The 17,518-nt window shown below is 66.0% G+C and carries 19 protein-coding genes and 1 pseudogene; 9 read left to right on the top strand and 11 right to left on the bottom strand.

What is annotated here, in order from left to right:
* Positions 1 to 46: 46 nt before the first annotated feature.
* Positions 47 to 310, bottom strand: a pseudogene (locus EB75_RS04540) (SDR family NAD(P)-dependent oxidoreductase); the annotation flags it as partial.
* Positions 311 to 416: 106 nt separating this feature from the next.
* Positions 417 to 1,211: a non-homologous end joining protein Ku gene (gene ku / locus EB75_RS04545; protein ID WP_073694299.1), complete on the bottom strand. Its 795-nt coding sequence runs from the start codon at positions 1,209 to 1,211 to the stop codon at positions 417 to 419.
* Between the two features lie 46 nt (positions 1,212 to 1,257).
* On the opposite strand from ku, the gene ligD reads away from it, so the two are divergent.
* A complete protein-coding gene (ligD, locus tag EB75_RS04550; RefSeq protein WP_073694300.1) occupies positions 1,258 to 3,474 on the top strand; it encodes a non-homologous end-joining DNA ligase in 2,217 nt (738 codons plus the stop codon).
* A 45-nt stretch (positions 3,475 to 3,519) separates the two neighbouring features.
* Here the strand turns inward: ligD and rnhA are convergent, their stop codons facing one another.
* The 4 genes from rnhA to EB75_RS04570 are packed head-to-tail and all read right to left on the bottom strand — an operon-like array spanning position 3,520 to position 5,376.
* The gene (gene rnhA / locus EB75_RS04555; protein WP_073694301.1) at positions 3,520 to 3,984 is read right to left on the bottom strand and encodes a ribonuclease HI; all 465 of its coding nucleotides are present in this window, start codon (positions 3,982 to 3,984) and stop codon (positions 3,520 to 3,522) included.
* The gene (locus tag EB75_RS04560; protein WP_073694302.1) at positions 3,981 to 4,160 is read right to left on the bottom strand and encodes a helix-hairpin-helix domain-containing protein; all 180 of its coding nucleotides are present in this window, start codon (positions 4,158 to 4,160) and stop codon (positions 3,981 to 3,983) included. The genes rnhA and EB75_RS04560 overlap by 4 nt, the downstream gene beginning before the upstream one ends.
* A complete protein-coding gene (locus tag EB75_RS04565; protein WP_073694303.1) occupies positions 4,157 to 4,801 on the bottom strand; it encodes a glyoxalase in 645 nt (214 codons plus the stop codon). The genes EB75_RS04560 and EB75_RS04565 overlap by 4 nt, the downstream gene beginning before the upstream one ends.
* A complete protein-coding gene (locus EB75_RS04570; protein ID WP_073694304.1) occupies positions 4,798 to 5,376 on the bottom strand; it encodes a TetR/AcrR family transcriptional regulator in 579 nt (192 codons plus the stop codon). The genes EB75_RS04565 and EB75_RS04570 overlap by 4 nt, the downstream gene beginning before the upstream one ends.
* A 93-nt stretch (positions 5,377 to 5,469) precedes the next feature.
* Between EB75_RS04570 and EB75_RS04575 the strand changes: the two genes are divergently transcribed.
* The 5 genes from EB75_RS04575 (at position 5,470) to EB75_RS04590 (ending at position 9,707) form a co-directional block, all read left to right on the top strand.
* Positions 5,470 to 6,630 (top strand): acyl-CoA dehydrogenase family protein, encoded by a 1,161-nt coding sequence (locus EB75_RS04575; RefSeq protein ID WP_064860750.1) that lies wholly within the window; start codon positions 5,470 to 5,472, stop codon positions 6,628 to 6,630.
* A gap of 176 nt (positions 6,631 to 6,806) precedes the next feature.
* Positions 6,807 to 8,063: a COG4705 family protein gene (locus EB75_RS04580; protein ID WP_083611973.1), complete on the top strand. Its 1,257-nt coding sequence runs from the start codon at positions 6,807 to 6,809 to the stop codon at positions 8,061 to 8,063.
* A 37-nt stretch (positions 8,064 to 8,100) separates the two neighbouring features.
* Positions 8,101 to 8,718 (top strand): phosphatase PAP2 family protein, encoded by a 618-nt coding sequence (locus tag EB75_RS04585; RefSeq protein ID WP_073694306.1) that lies wholly within the window; start codon positions 8,101 to 8,103, stop codon positions 8,716 to 8,718.
* 109 nt (positions 8,719 to 8,827) lie between these two features.
* Positions 8,828 to 8,995 carry a hypothetical protein gene (locus EB75_RS29180; RefSeq protein WP_168175983.1) on the top strand — a complete coding sequence of 56 codons (168 nt, stop codon included), beginning with the start codon at positions 8,828 to 8,830 and terminating at the stop codon, positions 8,993 to 8,995.
* Positions 8,996 to 9,029: 34 nt separating this feature from the next.
* Entirely contained in the window at positions 9,030 to 9,707 is a 678-nt protein-coding gene (locus EB75_RS04590; protein WP_073694307.1) for a response regulator transcription factor, read from the top strand.
* Here EB75_RS04590 and EB75_RS04595 read toward each other — a convergent pair.
* A complete protein-coding gene (locus EB75_RS04595) occupies positions 9,668 to 11,074 on the bottom strand; it encodes a HAMP domain-containing sensor histidine kinase (protein WP_073694308.1) in 1,407 nt (468 codons plus the stop codon). The two genes, EB75_RS04590 and EB75_RS04595, sit on opposite strands and share 40 nt — an antisense overlap.
* 119 nt (positions 11,075 to 11,193) lie before the next feature.
* Entirely contained in the window at positions 11,194 to 11,673 is a 480-nt protein-coding gene (locus EB75_RS04600) for an ATP-binding protein (protein ID WP_142239422.1), read from the bottom strand.
* Positions 11,674 to 11,903: 230 nt separating this feature from the next.
* Between EB75_RS04600 and EB75_RS04605 the strand changes: the two genes are divergently transcribed.
* Positions 11,904 to 12,266, top strand: a complete 363-nt coding sequence (locus EB75_RS04605; RefSeq protein WP_073694310.1) for a DUF5709 domain-containing protein — start codon at positions 11,904 to 11,906, stop codon at positions 12,264 to 12,266.
* 9 nt (positions 12,267 to 12,275) lie between these two features.
* Here the strand turns inward: EB75_RS04605 and EB75_RS04610 are convergent, their stop codons facing one another.
* Together EB75_RS04610 and EB75_RS04615 are read right to left on the bottom strand one after the other, a co-directional pair.
* Positions 12,276 to 13,151, bottom strand: a complete 876-nt coding sequence (locus EB75_RS04610; RefSeq protein WP_060999358.1) for an LLM class flavin-dependent oxidoreductase — start codon at positions 13,149 to 13,151, stop codon at positions 12,276 to 12,278.
* Between the two features lie 59 nt (positions 13,152 to 13,210).
* Positions 13,211 to 14,407: a diiron oxygenase gene (locus EB75_RS04615; RefSeq protein WP_073694311.1), complete on the bottom strand. Its 1,197-nt coding sequence runs from the start codon at positions 14,405 to 14,407 to the stop codon at positions 13,211 to 13,213.
* Between the two features lie 115 nt (positions 14,408 to 14,522).
* Here EB75_RS04615 and cobF point away from each other — a divergent pair, with 115 nt between their 5' ends.
* Together cobF and EB75_RS04625 are read left to right on the top strand one after the other, a co-directional pair.
* On the top strand, positions 14,523 to 15,269 hold the full coding sequence (gene cobF / locus EB75_RS04620; protein WP_073694312.1) for a precorrin-6A synthase (deacetylating): 747 nt from the start codon (positions 14,523 to 14,525) through the stop codon (positions 15,267 to 15,269).
* Positions 15,266 to 15,661: a phage holin family protein gene (locus EB75_RS04625; RefSeq protein WP_073694313.1), complete on the top strand. Its 396-nt coding sequence runs from the start codon at positions 15,266 to 15,268 to the stop codon at positions 15,659 to 15,661. Before cobF ends, EB75_RS04625 begins: the two co-directional genes overlap by 4 nt.
* A 51-nt stretch (positions 15,662 to 15,712) precedes the next feature.
* Here the strand turns inward: EB75_RS04625 and EB75_RS04630 are convergent, their stop codons facing one another.
* Positions 15,713 to 17,497 (bottom strand): FUSC family protein, encoded by a 1,785-nt coding sequence (locus EB75_RS04630; RefSeq protein ID WP_073694314.1) that lies wholly within the window; start codon positions 17,495 to 17,497, stop codon positions 15,713 to 15,715.
* Positions 17,498 to 17,518 lie beyond the last annotated feature (21 nt).

The raw sequence follows: 17,518 nt of genomic DNA on the forward strand, positions 1-17,518 counted from the left end.
CGAACGACTCGGTTCATATCTTCAACGAATTCCCGGCGCAGGACACTAGTCGACCGAACGCCTCGACTGCCGCGGCGGCGAGCTTGGCGGTCTCCTCGGGGTGAGCCAGGTCGGCGGCGATGACGTGCGCCTTGCGCCCGGCCGCCTCGACCTGCTTGGCGACCTCCTGCAGCTGGGACTCGGTGCGCGAGGCAATCACCACGTCAGCCCCGGCTTCAGCGAATGCGACGGCAATGGCCGCACCGAGTCCGCGGCCTGCGCCCGTCACCACGGCTACCTGGTCGTCGAGTCGGAATCTGTCCAGAATCACGTGTGCCTCACTCGCCTCGTCGTGGTCGTTGTTAGGCACGCTAGCAAGATTGAGGCGCTGCGGGAACGAATTTCTAGAACACGTTTCAATTGCTTCCGGAAGTGGCTCAGGACTTCCGGGACTTCACGCTGGCCTCCAACTTGGCCAGCAGATCGGACACGTCCTCGGTGGCGTCCAGTTCGGTCGCCGCTTCCTCGGTGGTGAACGCCTCGCCGCCCGCGATCTTGGCTTCGATGAGCTCTTCCATCTGCTCGCGGTAGGTGTCGCGGAACTGCTCGGGGTGGAAGTCCTCGGTCATCGAATCCACCACCTGGCCGGCCATCTTCAGCTCCGGCTTCTTGATCTCGACCTCTTTGTCGAGCACTGGGAAGTCCGGATCGCGAATCTCGTCGGGCCACAGCAGCGTGTGCACGATCATCACGTTGCGTTTACCGAAATCCTTGACCCGCAACGCCGCAAGCCGTGTCTTGTTGCGCAGTGAGAAGTGCACGATGGCCACCCGGTCGGTCTGCGCCAGGGTCTGGGCCAGCAGCACGTACGACTTCGACGACTTCGAGTCGGGCTCCAGGAAATAGCTCCGGTCGTACATCAGCGGGTCGATCTGATCGGCCGGGACGAACTCGACGACTTCGATCTCGCGGCTGCGTTCTTCGGGCAGCGTGGCGATGTCGTCGTCGGTGATGATGACGGTCTGGCCGTCCTCGGATTCGAAAGATTTGGCGATGTCCCGGAACTCGACGACCTCGCCGCAGACCTCGCACACCCGCTTGTATCGGATGCGGCCATTGTCCTTGGCGTGCACCTGATGAAACTTGATGTCGTGATCCTCGGTGGCGCTGTACACCTTCACCGGCACATTGACCAGACCGAAGGCGACTGACCCCTTCCAGATGGACCGCATACCCCAGTATGGCCCATTATCGCGCCGCGGCTTGGATACTTGAGGGGTGGAGCAATTCGGACGGGTGCGGCTGACCAACCCGGACAAGGTGCTCTACCCGGCGACCGGCACGACCAAGGCCGCGGTTTTCGACTATTACCTCGCCGTGGCCGATGCGATGTTGCCGCACATCGCCGGTCGCCCCGTCACCCGCAAGCGGTGGCCCAATGGTGTTGCGCAGCAGCCGTTCTTCGAGAAGCATCTGGCATCGTCAGCACCGGAGTGGCTGGACCGCGGCGCCATCACGCATCGCAGCGGGACGACCGTCTACCCGATCATCGACACCGCGGAGGGCCTGGCCTGGATCGCCCAGCAGGCGGCGCTGGAAGTGCATGTGCCGCAGTGGCGTTTCGTCGGTGCCAGTCCGGGACCCGCCACGCGCATCGTGTTCGACCTGGACCCCGGTGACGGCGTCACCATGGCCCAGCTGTGTGAGGTGGCCCGTGCGGTGCGCGAACTCGTCGCCGGTATGGATCTGCCGGCCTATCCGCTGACCAGTGGCAGCAAGGGCCTGCACCTCTACGTGCCGCTGGCCTCGCCCGTGAGTTCGCGTGGCGCGTCGGCCGTCGCCAAACGTGTTGCCCAGCAACTTGAATCGTCGATGGGCGGGCTGGTCACCGCGACCATGACCCGCAGCGTGCGGACCGGCAAGGTGTTCTTGGACTGGAGTCAGAACTCGTCGGCCAAGACGACGGTGGCACCGTATTCGATGCGCGGCCGCGACGAGCCGACGGTTGCGGCGCCGCGGACCTGGGATGAACTCGATGATCCGGGGTTGCGTCAGTTGCGCTTTGACGAGGTGCTGGCGCGGTTGGCCCGTGATGGTGATCTGCTCGCGGAAATGGATATCGGTGCGCCCGTGGGCGACCGGCTCACCACCTACCGCAGCATGCGGGATCCGGGCCGGACGCCCGAGCCGGTCCCGGCAGAGAAACCGGCGGCGGGGGAGAACAACCGGTTTGTCATCCAGGAGCATCACGCCCGCCGGCTGCACTACGACTTCCGCCTGGAACGCGATGGCGTGCTGGTCAGTTGGGCGGTGCCGAAGAACCTTCCGGACACCTCGACCGTCAACCACCTCGCGGTGCACACCGAGGATCACCCGCTTGAATACGCCACCTTCGAAGGTGACATCCCCAAGGGTGAATATGGCGGCGGGCACGTCACGATCTGGGACGCGGGTACCTACGACACCGAAAAGTTCCGGGATCCGGGCTCTGGCGGTGAGGTGATCGTCAACCTCCACGGGAACCGGGTCTCCGGGCGGTACGTGCTCATCCAGACCGAAGGCAAGAACTGGCTCGTTCGCCGGATGAAAGAGCAACGGCTGCAACCGATGTTGGCCACCCATGGATCAGTGCGCCGCCTGTCCCCGGACGACTGGGCGTTCGAGGGCAAGTGGGACGGCTACCGGCTGCTGGTCGACGCCGACCATGGCCGGATCCGGCTCACCGCTCGCAGTGGCCGCGATGTGACGGCCGAGTTCCCGCAATTGCAGTCCGTGGCAGCTGATCTCGCCGATCATCACGTGGTCCTGGACGGTGAGGTGGTGGCGCTGCAGGATGGCGTGCCCAGTTTTCAGGCCATGCAGAACCGCGGCGCGGACACCAACATCGAGTTCTGGTGTTTCGACATTCTGTCTCTGGACGGACGCGAGCTGTCCCGCGTGAAGTACCGCGACCGACGAAAGCTGTTGGAAACACTGGCTTCCGATGGTGCCCTGACGGTGCCACCGCTGTTGCCGGCGGAGGAGCCACTGGAGTTCGCGAGTGCCAGCGGGTTCGAAGGAGTGGTCGCCAAGAAGTGGGATTCCGGATACCGACCGGGGCGGTCGGAGGCCTGGGTCAAGGACAAGTTCTGGCGCACCCAGGAAGTGGTGATCGGCGGCTGGCGCGCGGGGGAGGGCGGCCGCACCAGCGGCATCGGGGCGCTACTGGTCGGGGTGCCCGAGGGTGACGGCCTGCAGTTCGCCGGGCGCGTCGGTACCGGCTTCACCGACAAGATGCTGGCCGATCTGAAGGCGCTGCTCAAGCCGCTCGAAACCAGCCAATCACCTTTTACCGCACCGCTTTCCACGCTGGACGCCAAGGGCGTCACGTTCGTGCGGCCTGAGCTGGTGGGGGAGGTGCGCTACAGCGAGCGCACAACGGACAATCGGTTGCGGCAGCCCAGTTGGCGCGGCCTACGGCCCGACAAGACCCCGGGGGAGGTCACCTGGGAGTGATTTGTGCACGATTTTCCGCGCCCACCGCGGATTTTCGTGCACAAATCACGGTCGGCAGAGTGCGCCGGCCACGGCTTCTTCCAGGCCGCGCGTCGCCAGCTGGTCGGCCAACTCGTTGTCGGCGACGCCGGCGTGGCCCTTCACCCAGAACCACTCGACCTCGTGCCGGGCGCAGGCGGCCTGCAGCCGCTGCCACAGGTCGACGTTCTTCACCGGCTGCTTCGACGCCGTCATCCAGCCGTTGCGCTCCCAGCCGTACACCCACTTGGTGATGCCGTTGCGGACGTAGGTGCTGTCGGTGTGCAGGTGCACCACGACGGGCCGCGTCAGCGCCTCCAGTGCCATGATCGGCGCCATCAGCTCCATGCGATTGTTGCTGGTTTCACCGGCCTCGCCACCGAACATCTCGCGCACGTGGTGCCGCATGCGCAGCACCGCACCCCAGCCGCCGGGGCCGGGATTGGGGCGGCAGCCGCCGTCGGTGTGGATGACCACGACGTCGTCGCTCATGACTGTCGGGCCTCCTTGAGCAGCCGCACGGCTTTCGGTCCGACACCATGCAGGGGGAGAAGCTCGTCGAGATCGGCCGGCAGGTCCGCGAGGGAGCGGTAACCGGCGTCGATCAGTGCGCCGGTCGCGGGTCGGCCGATCGAGATGCCGTCGAAGACGGAGCCGCGGTCGGTCATGGAGTGAGGTTAGCGTCCCGGACGTGCGGGGAGATCATCGCCGTGCGGACCGATATCCCGAATTCTTGATGGCGCAGCGTGGTGATCCGGCGTCCGGGTTGCACCGCAGGTTTCACCGGCGCGGTCCGATCTCCGAAGAACGCGGCGGTGGCGTCGATGTCCTGCACGACGTAGGTCAACCCCCACAAGGTGGACGGGCCGTCTCCCGTGGCGCCGGGCGAGCCGACGACCTCGAGGATCACCTCGCCCAGCCGGAAGAAGATCTGCCGCATCGGCCGGCCGCCGAGCTGTCCGTCACGTTCCCGGCGCGGGTGGACGCCGACCGCCGCCAGCGATGCGACCGTCCGGTTCAGGTCGAGCGACAGCAGCACGACGTGGTCGACCGAGACGGCGCCGTTGGCGTGCGCGGCCGGTGCGGCGACCTCGGCGTCGGAAAGGCTGGTGGGGATGCCGTCGAGCGGTTGATCGGACGGCACGCCGCGCAGTGCCCATCCGACGATGCCCGTGCCGCGCTCGCGTCCGGCCAACCGGATGCGGACGCCGCCGATCCGGCATATGTCGTCCAGGTCGACGGTGAACCCGGCCGCGGTCCACGCGTCGGCGGTGTCCGCGACCACGAACTCGTCGACGGTGACGGTCATTGCCCGGCCTCGTCGACCGTCACCCGAAGGCGCGGCGGATTCGTGTCCGGCGCCAAACGATCCCACACCGCGTCGACCATCGGCGCCAACAGTAGTTCGCCCATCTGCCGGGCGAGCACGGCGACGACCTGGGTGTTCTCGCGGCGCGTGGTCGAGGCGCGACCGGTCTTGCGGGCCGCGCGGACCTCGCGTTGCGTGAGGTCGACGATGACGTCGACCAGGTGGCTGTCGGCGACGTTCGGTTGCAGCAGGGCCCGGCGCACGTAGTCGACCACCGCCGGATTGGCCCGCAGCATGTCGCGGACGGCGGCGTCGCGCACGGCGGTGGAGGCGTCTTCGGGCACCTCGGCGAGCGCACCCGCGAAGTAGTCGACCACCAGCTGGTCCACCGCGTTCCGCAGGCCGGCCTTGGTCTTGAAGTGGTGCTGCACCAAGCCGACCGCGACGCCTGCCTCCGCGGCGATGGCGCGCAACGAGATTCGGTCTTCGCCGTGTTTGGCGTACAGGTCCAGCGCGGTATTGCGAATGCGGGCCTTCGCTGTCAGGTCGTCGACAGTTGCCCTCGGATCAACCATCAGACCTCCCATCGGCAACCGGATCAATGTACTGTACACATGAACAGGGGCCTATACAGTTGTATAGCGCGCAGAATTTAGCGAGGTGGACCAATGTCAGAGCTCTTCCCGAAGTACCGGGCCAGCTGGGAGACCGACCAGCACCGCGAGCTGCGTCAGCACGCGGCGGCGTTCCTGGCCAAGGAGGCCACGCCCAACCAGGAGCGGTGGGCCAAGAACCACCAGGTCGACCGGGAATTCTGGAACAAGCTCGGCGACGCCGGCCTGCTCGGCCTGGACCTGCCCGAGGAGTACGGCGGCGCGGGCGGTGACTTCGGCTTCTCGGCCGTGGTGGCCGAAGAGTTTGCGCTGGCCCATGATTCGGCCTCGGGCTGGTCGGTGCACTCGCCGATCGTGGCGCACTACATCGACACCTACGGCAACGCGGAGCAGAAGGCCCGCTGGATGCCGAAGATCATCAGCGGCGAGACGGTGCTGGCCATCGCGATGACCGAGCCGGGCACCGGTTCGGACCTGCAGGCCGTCCGCACCACCGCCATCCGCGATGGCGACCACTACGTCATCAACGGCTCAAAGACCTTCATCTCCAACGGATCTCTGTGCGACATGGTGGTGATCGTCGCCAAGACCGATCCCACGCAGGGCGCGGCCGGGGTGTCGCTGATCGTCGCCGAGGTCAACGACCTGCCGGGCTTCGAGCGCGGCCGGGTGCTGGAGAAGGTCGGTCAGCACGGCCAGGACACCCGCGAGCTGTTCTTCACCGACATGCGGGTTCCCGTCGCCAACCTGCTCGGTGAGCAGGAAGGACTGGGCTTCTACCAACTGATGTCGCAGCTGGCCCGCGAGCGGCTGGTCATCGGATCGATCTGCGCCGGCATGGCCGAGGCCGCGGTACTGGAGGCCATCAAGTACACCAAGCAGCGTGAGGCCTTCGGTAAACCGCTGATCAACTTCCAGCACAACCGATTCCAGCTCGCCGAGCTCAAGGCCGAGGTGTTGTCCATCAAGACCACGGTGGACTACTGCGTGCAGGCGCTGATCGACGGCGACAACGATCCGGCGATCGCGTCCATGGGCAAGCTCATCGCCGCCGACCGGGCCGTGGCCGTCGTCGACCGCTGTGTGCAGTTCTTCGGCGGGTACGGCTACATGATGGAGTACCCCATCGGCCGGGCCTACGCCGCGGCGCGCGTCAACAAAATCTACGGCGGCACAAGCGAAATCATGAAGGAAATCATCAGCCGCACGCTGTAGTTGCTCCGCGACTGGCCGCAACAGTTCCAATGGCATCGAAGTGCTCCCCGGAAGTCGGACTGAGAATTTAGCTCCTTCTTCCGGGGAGCATTTGTTTTGCCTTCCACGCGGTACGTGCGCGGCGTCACCTGCTTTCTCAGCGTCTGTTCAGCAACCGGTGTTTACCTTCTGCAGGCATGACCGGTGCTGCCCGCCCATCAACGATGGTGAACCGCGTGACTGCGAGCAAGGTTCCCGAAGTCACGATCTGGTTCTGGCTGATCAAAGTGCTGTGCACCACCGTCGGAGAGAGCTTCGCCGACTGGATCAACGCCGGAATGGGCGTCGGTCTCACCGCCACGGCGGTGATCTTCACAGCCGTGCTCGCGCTGGTAATGGTCGCCCAGCTGCGATTGCCGCGTTACGTCCCGGCCGTGTACTGGCTGACCGTCGTGATTCTCAGCGTCACCGGCACCCTCTACACCGACCTGCTCACCGACAGCCTCGCCGTGCCCTTGGCGACGAGTACGGCGGTCTTCACCGTCATTCTGGGCGTGGTGTTCGGAGTGTGGTTTGCGCGGGAGCGGACGCTGTCGATCCACAGCATCACGACGCGACCCCGGGAGCTGTTCTACTGGCTCGCTGTTCTGGTCACCTTCGCCCTCGGTACCGCGGCCGGTGACTGGACCCTTGCCCTCACAGGGTGGAGCCCAGGGGTATCGGTGCTGCTGCCGCTCACCCTCATCGCGGTCGTGACTGTCGGCTGGCGTTTCGGTGTGAACTCCGTGCTGTCGTTCTGGCTCGCCTACATCCTGACCCGCCCGCTGGGTGCCAATCTCGGCGATTGGCTCGCCGCACCGCGAAGTGCACACGGCCTCGGCCTCGGATACGGTCTGACCAGCGGTATCTTCCTGGCCGCGATCACCGCCGCTGTTATCTACCTGACCCGGACACGAGTCGACGTGATCGATACGAGCGCCGGGAACGACCACACTGTGCCCGCATCCCAACGCCGGGTGTCCGCGGTGGCCACCGTCGGTTTCTACGCCGTCGTCATCCTGGCTGCCGGCGCGCTGCTGCAATGGGCGTCGATGCAGCCGCATGGCTCGGCCGGCGGCGGCGAGGAAGAGGCCGGACCGATCGCTGCGGCCGCAACCATCGCCCCCGGCAGTATCAGCGCATTCCCGGCGACCGACGTCGCGCATTTCCGCAACGTCGTGCAAGACACGCTGGTGAAAGTGGATGCCGGGGATCAAGCCGGCGCCCGGTCCCGAATCACCGACCTCGAAACAGCCTGGGACCACGACCAGGATCGGTTGCAGGCGATGGATCCCAACGCCTGGAACGCGCTCGACCACGAGATCGATGCGGCACTGAAGTCCGTCCGATCGAGCAGTCCGAGTGTCGGCGACGAAAAACGCGCCCTGACCACGCTATTGGATAACCTGCGCTGACGTGTCCCATCCTCCGCACCCATACCGATAGGCCGTGATGGACCTCGATACCCGAATCTTCTACGACATCAACAACTTCGCCCGGGACACTCCCTGGCTGCACCCCGTCGTGGCCGGATACGCTAACGACGGCGTCGTGCTGTTTGCCGGCTTTCTCCTCGCCGGTTGGTGGATCGCCCGCAGAACCAACAACCTCAGCGCGATGACCGCGGCCCTCTGGGCACCGTTGGGCGTACTTGCGGCCGTCGCGATCAACCAGCCGATAGCCGACTCGATCAACACGACCCGTCCCTGTAATGCCTTGCCCCACATCGTGGTTTTGCACTGCAACACCGACGGCGGCTTCCCCAGCGACCACGCCATGATGGCCGGCGCCGTCACCGCCGGTGTGTGGCTGGTGAATCGCCGGCTCGGCGTCGTCGCCGCCATCGCGGCAATAGTGATGGCACTGGCCCGTGTGTACGTCGGTGCGCATTACCCTCAAGACGTCGTTGCCGGTCTCGCCCTGGGCGCGGCGCTGAGTGTTGCCGGATACCTCCTCGCGCGCCCCGTGCTCAGTTGGCTCGTGTTGCGCGCCAAAAAGACTCGGCTGCGTCCGCTCATCACGGCCGTCCCTGTGGAACAGGACGTCATTCATCGACTCGAACGGACCTGATCGGTACGCCACCCTCAGCGTCCTCACAGCCACCCGCTGCCAGTCTGGTGGCATACCCGACAGCCGCTCGGTATCGACTGGCTGAACATCCTGAAAGGTGTTGAGAGACATGACAGCTCGGCGAGAAGCGATCGCCCTGATGGTCGGCGCAGTGATGCTGGTGGCCGCGGCGATGACAGTCCACGAGGCACATGAACGCGCCCAGAACACTCCGGCGGTGTCGGTCGGTGAACACTACGACACTGCCAGCGGCGGCGTGATGCAGCCGGGCAATTGATGGCTGCTGCTTCAGTCTGTGTCAGGCTGAACAGGTGAGACTGCTGCTGGTCGAAGACGAGCCCATGCTTGCCGAGACGATCACCGCCGGTCTGCGCGCCGAAGGGTTCGTCGTGGTCGCGGTGGCCGACGGTGTCGACGGGCTCTGGCAGGCGACGCACGAGCAGTTCGATGTCGTCGTGCTCGACATCATGCTTCCGCGCCTCAGCGGCTATGAGGTCCTGCGCAAGATGCGCGCCGCGCACATATGGACCCCGGTGCTGATGCTGACCGCCAAAGACGGCGATTATGACCAGACCGATGCCTTCGACCTGGGCGCTGACGACTACCTGACGAAACCATTCTCGTTCATGGTGCTCACCGCCCGCCTGCGGGCTTTGATCCGCCGCGGCGCTCCGCAGCGCCCCGTCGTGCTGACTGCCGGCGACATCTCACTGGACCCCGCACGTCGCACTGTGCATCGGGGCGGTCAGAGTGTCTCGCTGACGCCGCGAGAATTCGCGCTACTGGCGTACCTGTTGCGCCACAAGGACACTGTCCTCACCAAGACCGAGATTCTGCACAACGTATGGGACAGCCACTACGACGGTCCTGACAACGTGGTGGAAGTCTATGTCGGCTATCTGAGACGCAAAATCGGCTCGGCCGCGATCACCACGTTGCGTGGCGCAGGCTACCGGCTCGAATCCGGGGAGTCGGATACCGGAAACTGAACTGTCACAACAGTTCCGGTGCCAGCTTCGCGGTCAGTGATGCCGACCGAACCACCGTGGGCGGCCACGATCTCAGCGACGATCGCCAACCCCAATCCGGTCCCACCCCCACGCCGCGATCGGTCAGCATCCAAGCGGACGAACCGTTCGAACACCTTGTCCCGGGCAGCGGCCGGGATTCCCGGGCCGTCGTCGATAACCTGGACGACGGCATTGTCACCCTTCGCGCGCACGACGATGGTCACCTCGCTGGTGGCGTAGCGGGCCGCGTTATCGGCCAGGTTTCGCAACACTCGCACAAATCCGTCAGGGTCGACGCCGGCCTTGACCGCCGACAGATCGGACACGATTCGCAACGTCGTCTCACGCTTGAGTCGCGCCGACTCCGCACTCGCCAGATCATCGAGATCGGTCTCGACGCGACGTAACGGCAGCCCGCGTTCATCGGCGCGCGCCAACAACAGCAGATTCTCGACCAGCGTCTGCATCCGGCGTGCCTCCGGCAACAACGCTGAGGTCAGTAGCGTTCTGTCGAAGAGATCAGGGTGCGTCACCCCGATTTCCAAGGCGGACACCACCGTTGCCAACGGACTCCGTAGTTCGTGGGATGCGTCCCCGACAAACTGTCGTTGCGCGGCATGGCCCGCTTCGATGCGGGCCAGCATGTCGTTCATGGTCACCGCGAGCGCGGAAATCTCATCCGACCTGTCACCGACAGGGACCCGCTCGCCCAGATCGAAGGCGCTGATCGCCGACACTCGCGACCGGATCGCTTCCACCGACCGCAACGACCGCCGCACCAGTAGGTAGGTGACGACCGCGGCCACCACCGCCACGATCGGCGCCGTGATCGCCAACATCTGCCCGGCAGTGGCCGTCATCTGTTCGATCGACTCGATGCCACCGCCGACGAGTACCGTGTATTGCTGTCCTTTACGGGACGTCACCGTAGTTGTGCTGACGCGTACATCGTCATCATCCGTTGCCAGCACGCCGACTCGGGAATCCTTGTGCGGCAGCGGAATCAGCGGAGTATGCGGCGCGGTGTCGGATCGCTGCACCACCGTGCCGGCGGCGTCGGTGATCTGCACGGCCATGATCCGGTGATCGGTGTGCATCAACACCGAATCCACCTCGTCAGGTGGTTCCTTGCGCAGCACATCCGCGACCGCCTGAGCGCGGGCCTGCGCGGCACTGTCGACGTCGGCGCACATCGCCCGGTACAGCAGCACCGTCGAGGCTGCCCCCACGATCACGAGGCCGGCCAGGACGACGGCGCCGGCCACCAGCCCTGAGCGCACCGCGATCCCGGCGAACCAGCCACGCCACCGGGCCACCACACCAGCCAGCGTCACACGCCGGCTCATCGGGCGTCCCGCCCTTGCACGCCCATCAGCGGGACCGACCCGCGACCCACCCACATCGCCCCATCATCCACTGTCGTCACCGGCGGTGATGGCGCACCGCACCCCCGGCGGACGAATTATCAGAATCCACCCGAAATCCCGCTCAACGCCGTGGAATTGCGCCACGATTGCCGCGTGGACGGCAACCGCACGCTCACCGCATTGGCGCACGCGCCGCGTTCACCGACCGCCAGTGTCCCGCCGTGGGTAGCGATGATCCGGGCAGCCAGCTCCAGACCGCAGTGGCGCTCTGACGACGACGGTGACGCTGCCGGGTCCTGATGCTCTCCCTTGGCCACGGCGATATGCGGGCCGTCGTCGCTGACAATGATGACGGCCTGGGCATCGCGGCGATACACCACCAGCTCGATCGCTGATACGGCATTGCAGCGTGCATGCTGAATCAGCGCAGCGACGGCTCGGTTCAACAGCTTTGCGTCACCCACCACGTAGGTCGGCCGCAGGTCGGTGTGGATCGACAACTCGGTGTTCGCTCGCAGCCAACCAGCGTGCTGGACCAACACATCATCGAGAAAGACCATCACTCCATCACTGCTCACTGGGCCGTCCCCCATTGTCGTTGTCGGCGCTGTCGGAGATGTGCGCGCCGGTGCCATATCACTTGCAGTGACGGTATGGACCACGACCTGAAGGCACGCTGAGAACGCCGAAAGCGGACCGAAGTTGTTTTTGCGTCGACAAGATCTACGGCGGCACAAGCGAAATCACGCCGGAAATCGCCAGCCGCACTCTGCTCGCCAGACTCGGCGATCCGTGGCAAGGTGATGACATGAGCGACTCGGATGAGTACAGCATCGACGACGAGGATCAGCTGCCTCAGGAGGACATGCTGATCGACCGCGGCGTCGACGACCTGCTGGACGAGGGCTATGTGCCGCCGGATAAATGGCGTGAGCCCCGGGACAACGAGACTCTCGACGAACTCCTCGCCGAGGAAGAGCCAGACCCGGCGATGCAGTTGGATTCGGTGGACGGCCCCGACGAGCAGTGGGGCGAGGACGAGGTCGGTGACCAGCGATCTGGTCGGCTCGTGGCCGGCGAACAGGATGGCGAGCTGCTCGCGGGGGACGTCGGCATCGACGGGAGCGCGGCCTCCGCTGAAGAGGCCGCGGTCCACATCGTCGACGAGTAGCGCCGAAAACTAAACCTTCGCGATGACGTTCTCGGCGAACATCTCCAGGTGCTTGATCTTCTCGTCGAGCGGCTGGGTGTCCTCGCCCATGATGTAGGGCACCCGGAAGCCGACGATGACGTCGGTGACGCCCTTGTCCTCGAGGCGCTTCACGCCGTCGACGGTGAAGCCGTCGATCGAGATGACGTGAATCTGGAACTCGTCGCACAGCCCGATGCGCTCTTCGGATTCGCGGTACTGCGCAAGCTTCTTCAGCAGCGGGTCGAGCTCGGCCGGGTCGCCGCCGCCGTGCATCCAGCCGTCGTTGCGCGCGGCGCGCTTGAGCGCGGCGTCGGCATGGCCACCGACCAGGATCGGCACCGGCTTGGTCGGCGCGGGCGTCATCTTGGTCTTGGGGATGTCGTAGAACTCGCCGTGGTACTCGAAGTAGTCACCCGAGGTCAGACCGCGGATGACGTCGATGCACTCATCCATGCGCTTGCCGCGGCGGGCGAACGGCACGCCCATGACCTCGTAGTCCTCCGGCCACGGGCTGGTGCCGACGCCCAGGCCCAGGCGGTTGTCGAACAGTGCGGCAAGCGACCCGGCCTGCTTGGCGACCAGGGCCGGCGGCCGGATGGGCAGCTTCAGCACGAAGATGTTGAAGTGCAGTTTGGTCGTGACGGCCGACAGGGCGCCGATCAGCGAGAACGACTCGATGAACGACTTGCCGTCGAGGAATTCGCGGCTGCCGTCGGCGGTGTACGGGTAGGACGAGTCGGACTCGAAGGGGTACGCGATGCTGTCCGGAATCGTCATCGCGTGGTAGCCGGCTTCGTCAGCCGCCTTGGCCAGCGGGATGTAGTACTTCGGATCGGTCATCGCTTCGGCGTAGGTGAACCTCATGAACCGATGCTAGAACGTGTTCTAGTTTTGTGGAATGGGTACCGCCCATTCAGTGGTTGTCAGGTCAGCGGGAACGGCGGCAAACCGGCGCCGCTGATGGCGTAGCCGCCCTGCTGGCTGCGCTCGGTGACGCGCGCCGTCGCGGTCCGTTCGCCGACCCCCACGGTGACGGCTGTGCGCGGCAGCTCGTCGAGCGTCTCGAAAACCGTTCCGCACCAGTGGTATTGGCCGTCGATCGGATCGAGGTGCCCGGCCAGCCGGACCCGCACCTCGCGGCCGTCGATGGTGGCGGGCCCGTCGTACAGGTCCTCGGGTTCGGCAATCTCGGCGCGCGTCGCCGGCGCAATCTTGCCGCCGGGCAGGAAACCGCTGCGCCGCCACAACCGCCGCGCGATGGGCCCGAGGAGTCCAACTTCCTCCAGGAACGACGCGAGCGGCGCGAACCCGGCGATCTGCGTCTCGATCCGGTGCGGCGAGGTCCGCGCCATCCGGCGCGCGGCCCGGGCGTCCAATCCGACGCGGCGGTACTGCACCTTGTTGGTGAACAGGAACCGGAAGAACAGGCCGCCGACCCCGTTGAGGTTGCCGATCCAGAAGCGCTTCGGCCACGACATCTCCGGAGCGCGCTTGCGCAGTCCGTCGCGGGCGAACTGGATGTGCCGGGCCTCTTCGGTGACGTGAATCCGCATGAGCCGCTGCACCATTGGCTGCAATTCCGGATCGTCCATCATCTGGCGTTGCAGCGAATCGAAGATTTCCTCGCCGATCAGTGCGGCCACCCACAGCACCGAACCCTGGAAGGCGAACGGCAGCATGTTGATGATCGTGCGCTGGTACCACTTGGGCCGCACCGGGTCGGCGCCCACCTTCTCGATGGCCTTGCCGAACATCACCATGTGGCGGGTCTCGTCGCCGAGTTCGGTCAGCTCGTAGTGGGTGGCGCTCGCGGTCGGGTCCTGGTGCATCGCCTTGCGGAGCAGGGCCTGGTTGAGGATGTTCTCGAACCAGATGCCGGCCGACAGGGTGTTCACCAGTTCCTGGCGGGAGAGCTCGATCTGCTCGGCCCGGCTCATCGCTTCCCAGATCGGGGTGCCGTACAGCGAGACGACCTTCGGTGGCAGGAAGTACTTGTCCGGGTCGATCGGCGCGTCCCAGTCGATGTCGACGATCGGCGCGTAAGACTTGCGTACAGAGCCCTTGAGCAGGCGCTCGGCAAATTCCTCGCGAGTCGCCTGACCCTTGACCGAAGCTGTCATCGTTGACATCCCTTCGAAAGTGTCCGTAATCCGAAGTTACGTCCGATACCAGAGGTAGTCAATACCTGCGGTACTGGATAAATGTGCGGCTGCTGCGGGCGGCTAGCCTTCGCGGATGCGCACCATCCACGTCATCGGTATCGGCGCCGGCGACCCGGACTACGTCACCGCCCAGGCCGTCACGGCGCTCAACGACACTCAGGTGTTCTTCGCCATGGATAAAGGCGATACCAAGGACGACCTCGTCGCGCTGCGCCGGCTGATCTGTGAGCGCTTCATCGAGAAGCCTGACTACCGGTTCGTGGCGCTGCCGGATCCCAAGCGGGCCAAAGATCGTGAGTACCACGAGGCGGTGGCCGAATGGCATGCCGCGCGGGCCCAGCTGTGGGCCGCGGCCATCGAGACCGAACTCGGGCCCGACGGCGTCGGCGCGTTCCTGGCGTGGGGCGACCCGTCGCTCTACGACAGCACCCTGCGCATCCTGGACCGCGTTGCCGAACACGTCGAGTTCGAGTTCGACGTGATTCCCGGCATCACCGCCATCCAGGCACTCACCGCCCGACATCGTATCCCGCTCAACGACATTGGCGAGCCGGTGCTGATCACGACGGGCCGTCAGTTGCGTGAGCGCGGGCTGGCCGGGGCCGCCGTCGTGATGCTCGACGGCGAATGCTCGTTTCTGGAATGCCCACCGCAGAGCCGGATTTGGTGGGGCGCCTACCTCGGCACGCCGGATGAGATGCTGATCGCCGGCACCGTCGGCGCGGTCGGGGAACAGATCGCCCGGGAGCGGGCCGAGGCCCGGACGCGGCACGGCTGGATCATGGATACCTATCTGCTGCGGGCAGAATCGACAGCATGAAATCGTTGTTGGTGCGGGCCGCGGTGACCGGCCTGGCGTTGTGGTTGGTCACTCGCATGGTGTCGGGGATCTATTTCGTGTTCCCGGTGGGCGCCACCCAACTCGAGCGGGTCGGCATCATCCTGGTCGTGGCGTTCGTCTTCGGCCTGGTCAACGCCATCATCAAGCCGATCGTGCAGCTCTTCGCGATTCCGCTGTACATCCTCACCCTCGGCCTGATCCACGTCGTCATCAACGCGTGGATGCTGTGGATCACGTCGTGGATCACCGAGAACACCACGCACTGGGGCCTGGGCATCGACCAGTTCTGGTTCACCGCGATCTGGGCGGCGATCCTGCTCTCGATCGTCGGCTGGGCCCTGGGTCTGGTGCAGCGCGCCTTCGAAAAGTAGGGATTTGTGCACGTTTTTCCGCGCCCGCCGCGGATTTTCGTGCACAAATCCCTAGGTCAGCGACGCCCGGATCGCGCGTAATTCGTTGGCGCCGAAGGTCGGTAGCTCGCCGATGTCGGCAGCCGGGTGGCCGGTGCGGACCGCGTCGACCAAGTCGCCGATCGTCGCGGTCAGTCGCTCGGCGTCGCCGGGGGTGAACGGCGCTTCGGATCGTTCGGTGGCCCAGGCCGCGGCGAGCGTCCGGTAGGTAAGCTGCTCGGTCGCGACGATGGCAGGCCAAAGTCGTTCTGCCGCAACCCGGCTCCGGGCCGAGCCGCCGATCGCGGTGTCGTACACCGGAAGCATGGCCATCGCGCGCAGCTGCAAATCGCGGCGGTCGCCTCGGGCCTGATCGGTGGTGACCGCGCCCGCGGCCAGATGGCCCACCACGACGGCGACGGCGTCCAGCGTCGCCGCGATCGACTCGGCAGGGCGCGCCGCGGGGTGGCCGCGCCGCGTCAGCCACAGCACGAGAAGTGCCACCGCACAACCGATCACGGTGTCGACGCCTCGAGCGAGCAGCATGGCGGGCACGTCGGCGATGTGGTGGCCGCCCGACGCGATGGTCAATGCCGCAGGCGTGATGAAGATGACCGCGACGGTGTAGTTGCGCACCACGAACATCTCGATGAGGAACTGCAGCGTGCCGACGATGACGGCGAGCCACGGTCCACCCGGCGCGGCGAGCAGGACGCCGCCGGCCAGCAGCAGGCCGAGCCACGTGCCCAAAGTGCGTTCGATGCCGCGTTGTACGGTGCGCCGCCAATCGAAACCCTGATGCAGCATCAGCACCGCCGCCGCCATGGCCCAGTATGCGTGGTCCATGTTCAGGCCGACAGTGACGGTGCCGGCGATCGCGACGGCGACCGCGGTGCGCAGTGCCGCGGTCAGTGGGGGAGCCCCCGGCGTCACCGCCCGGCGCAGCAGCGTCCCCACCGAGGGGCGTCCCAGTGGGATCAGGCCCTCGAAACTGCCGCCGATGTCGTCGGGCACCGTGCCCAGTTTCCGGGCCAGCGCGGCGCCGTCGACAGCCATCGGTTGGCCGCGGTCGGCGGCGGCCATGGCTTCGGCGAACAACACGTGCAGCCGGCGGTTCGTCATCCGCAGCCGGTAGAGAGTGTCGTCGGGCTTGGGCCGTACCGGCTGGAACGTGACGAGAGTGATCCACGCTTCGTGCAGGAGCTGTGCGGCGCGGTGCCGGGCGTCGGGTGACGAGGTTTCGATATAGGTGGCCACCGCTTCGGCGGCGCCGGCGACCGCGGCGCGTTCCGGCGCACGCGGACGGACCAGTACCCCGGCCATGTGCACCACCCAGGAGAAGGCGCCACCGGCCAGCACCAGCGCACCCAGTCGCCACGGGCTCAAGTGCTGGGTGGCAATGCCGACCGCTGCCGCGCACGCCAGCACCGGCATGTAGGCGCCGGGTGGTCCGACCGACAGCGCCTGGCAGATCAGGACGGCGATCATCGCGATCACGGTCACCACGAGCACCGCCGACCACGGGGTGGCAGCCGCCCAATCGCCGAGTGCCACGACCACCGCGAACGACACGGCGATGGCGCCGAGATACATCGCCCGGTTGAGATACGGCCGGCCGCTGCCGTACAGCGAGGTGAAACCGCCGATGGTCGCGACGAGCCCGGCCGACACATCGCCGGCCGCCCACCCGACGAGAATCGGCACCATCATGCAGAACGAGGCCCGTAGCGCGAACGGCCAGCGGCGCGGCACGGCATTCATGACCAGCATGCGTCGCAGCGGATTGGTGGCCGGGGCGGGTGCCGAGCGGTCTGCCATGTGTACAGCATGCGGTACGTC

This window comes from Mycobacterium sp. ST-F2, from assembly GCF_001905655.1.
Taxonomy (GTDB): domain Bacteria; phylum Actinomycetota; class Actinomycetes; order Mycobacteriales; family Mycobacteriaceae; genus Mycobacterium.

Bases quoted from the DNA above. Each gene is read 5' to 3' on its own strand.
- EB75_RS04585 (WP_073694306.1), top strand. From the start codon at position 8,101: ATGGACCTCGATACCCGAATCTTCTACGACATCAACAACTTCGCCCGG.
- EB75_RS04575 (WP_064860750.1), top strand. From the start codon at position 5,470: ATGTCAGAGCTCTTCCCGAAGTACCGGGCCAGCTGGGAGACCGACCAG.
- EB75_RS04615 (WP_073694311.1), bottom strand. From the start codon at position 14,407: ATGACAGCTTCGGTCAAGGGTCAGGCGACTCGCGAGGAATTTGCCGAG.
- EB75_RS04630 (WP_073694314.1), bottom strand. From the start codon at position 17,497: ATGGCAGACCGCTCGGCACCCGCCCCGGCCACCAATCCGCTGCGACGC.
- EB75_RS04565 (WP_073694303.1), bottom strand. From the start codon at position 4,801: ATGACCGTCACCGTCGACGAGTTCGTGGTCGCGGACACCGCCGACGCG.
- EB75_RS04580 (WP_083611973.1), top strand. From the start codon at position 6,807: ATGACCGGTGCTGCCCGCCCATCAACGATGGTGAACCGCGTGACTGCG.
- EB75_RS04570 (WP_073694304.1), bottom strand. From the start codon at position 5,376: ATGGTTGATCCGAGGGCAACTGTCGACGACCTGACAGCGAAGGCCCGC.
- EB75_RS04625 (WP_073694313.1), top strand. From the start codon at position 15,266: ATGAAATCGTTGTTGGTGCGGGCCGCGGTGACCGGCCTGGCGTTGTGG.
- EB75_RS04605 (WP_073694310.1), top strand. From the start codon at position 11,904: ATGAGCGACTCGGATGAGTACAGCATCGACGACGAGGATCAGCTGCCT.
- ku (WP_073694299.1), bottom strand. From the start codon at position 1,211: ATGCGGTCCATCTGGAAGGGGTCAGTCGCCTTCGGTCTGGTCAATGTG.
- cobF (WP_073694312.1), top strand. From the start codon at position 14,523: ATGCGCACCATCCACGTCATCGGTATCGGCGCCGGCGACCCGGACTAC.
- EB75_RS29180 (WP_168175983.1), top strand. From the start codon at position 8,828: ATGACAGCTCGGCGAGAAGCGATCGCCCTGATGGTCGGCGCAGTGATG.
- EB75_RS04560 (WP_073694302.1), bottom strand. From the start codon at position 4,160: ATGACCGACCGCGGCTCCGTCTTCGACGGCATCTCGATCGGCCGACCC.
- EB75_RS04595 (WP_073694308.1), bottom strand. From the start codon at position 11,074: ATGAGCCGGCGTGTGACGCTGGCTGGTGTGGTGGCCCGGTGGCGTGGC.
- rnhA (WP_073694301.1), bottom strand. From the start codon at position 3,984: ATGAGCGACGACGTCGTGGTCATCCACACCGACGGCGGCTGCCGCCCC.
- EB75_RS04610 (WP_060999358.1), bottom strand. From the start codon at position 13,151: ATGAGGTTCACCTACGCCGAAGCGATGACCGATCCGAAGTACTACATC.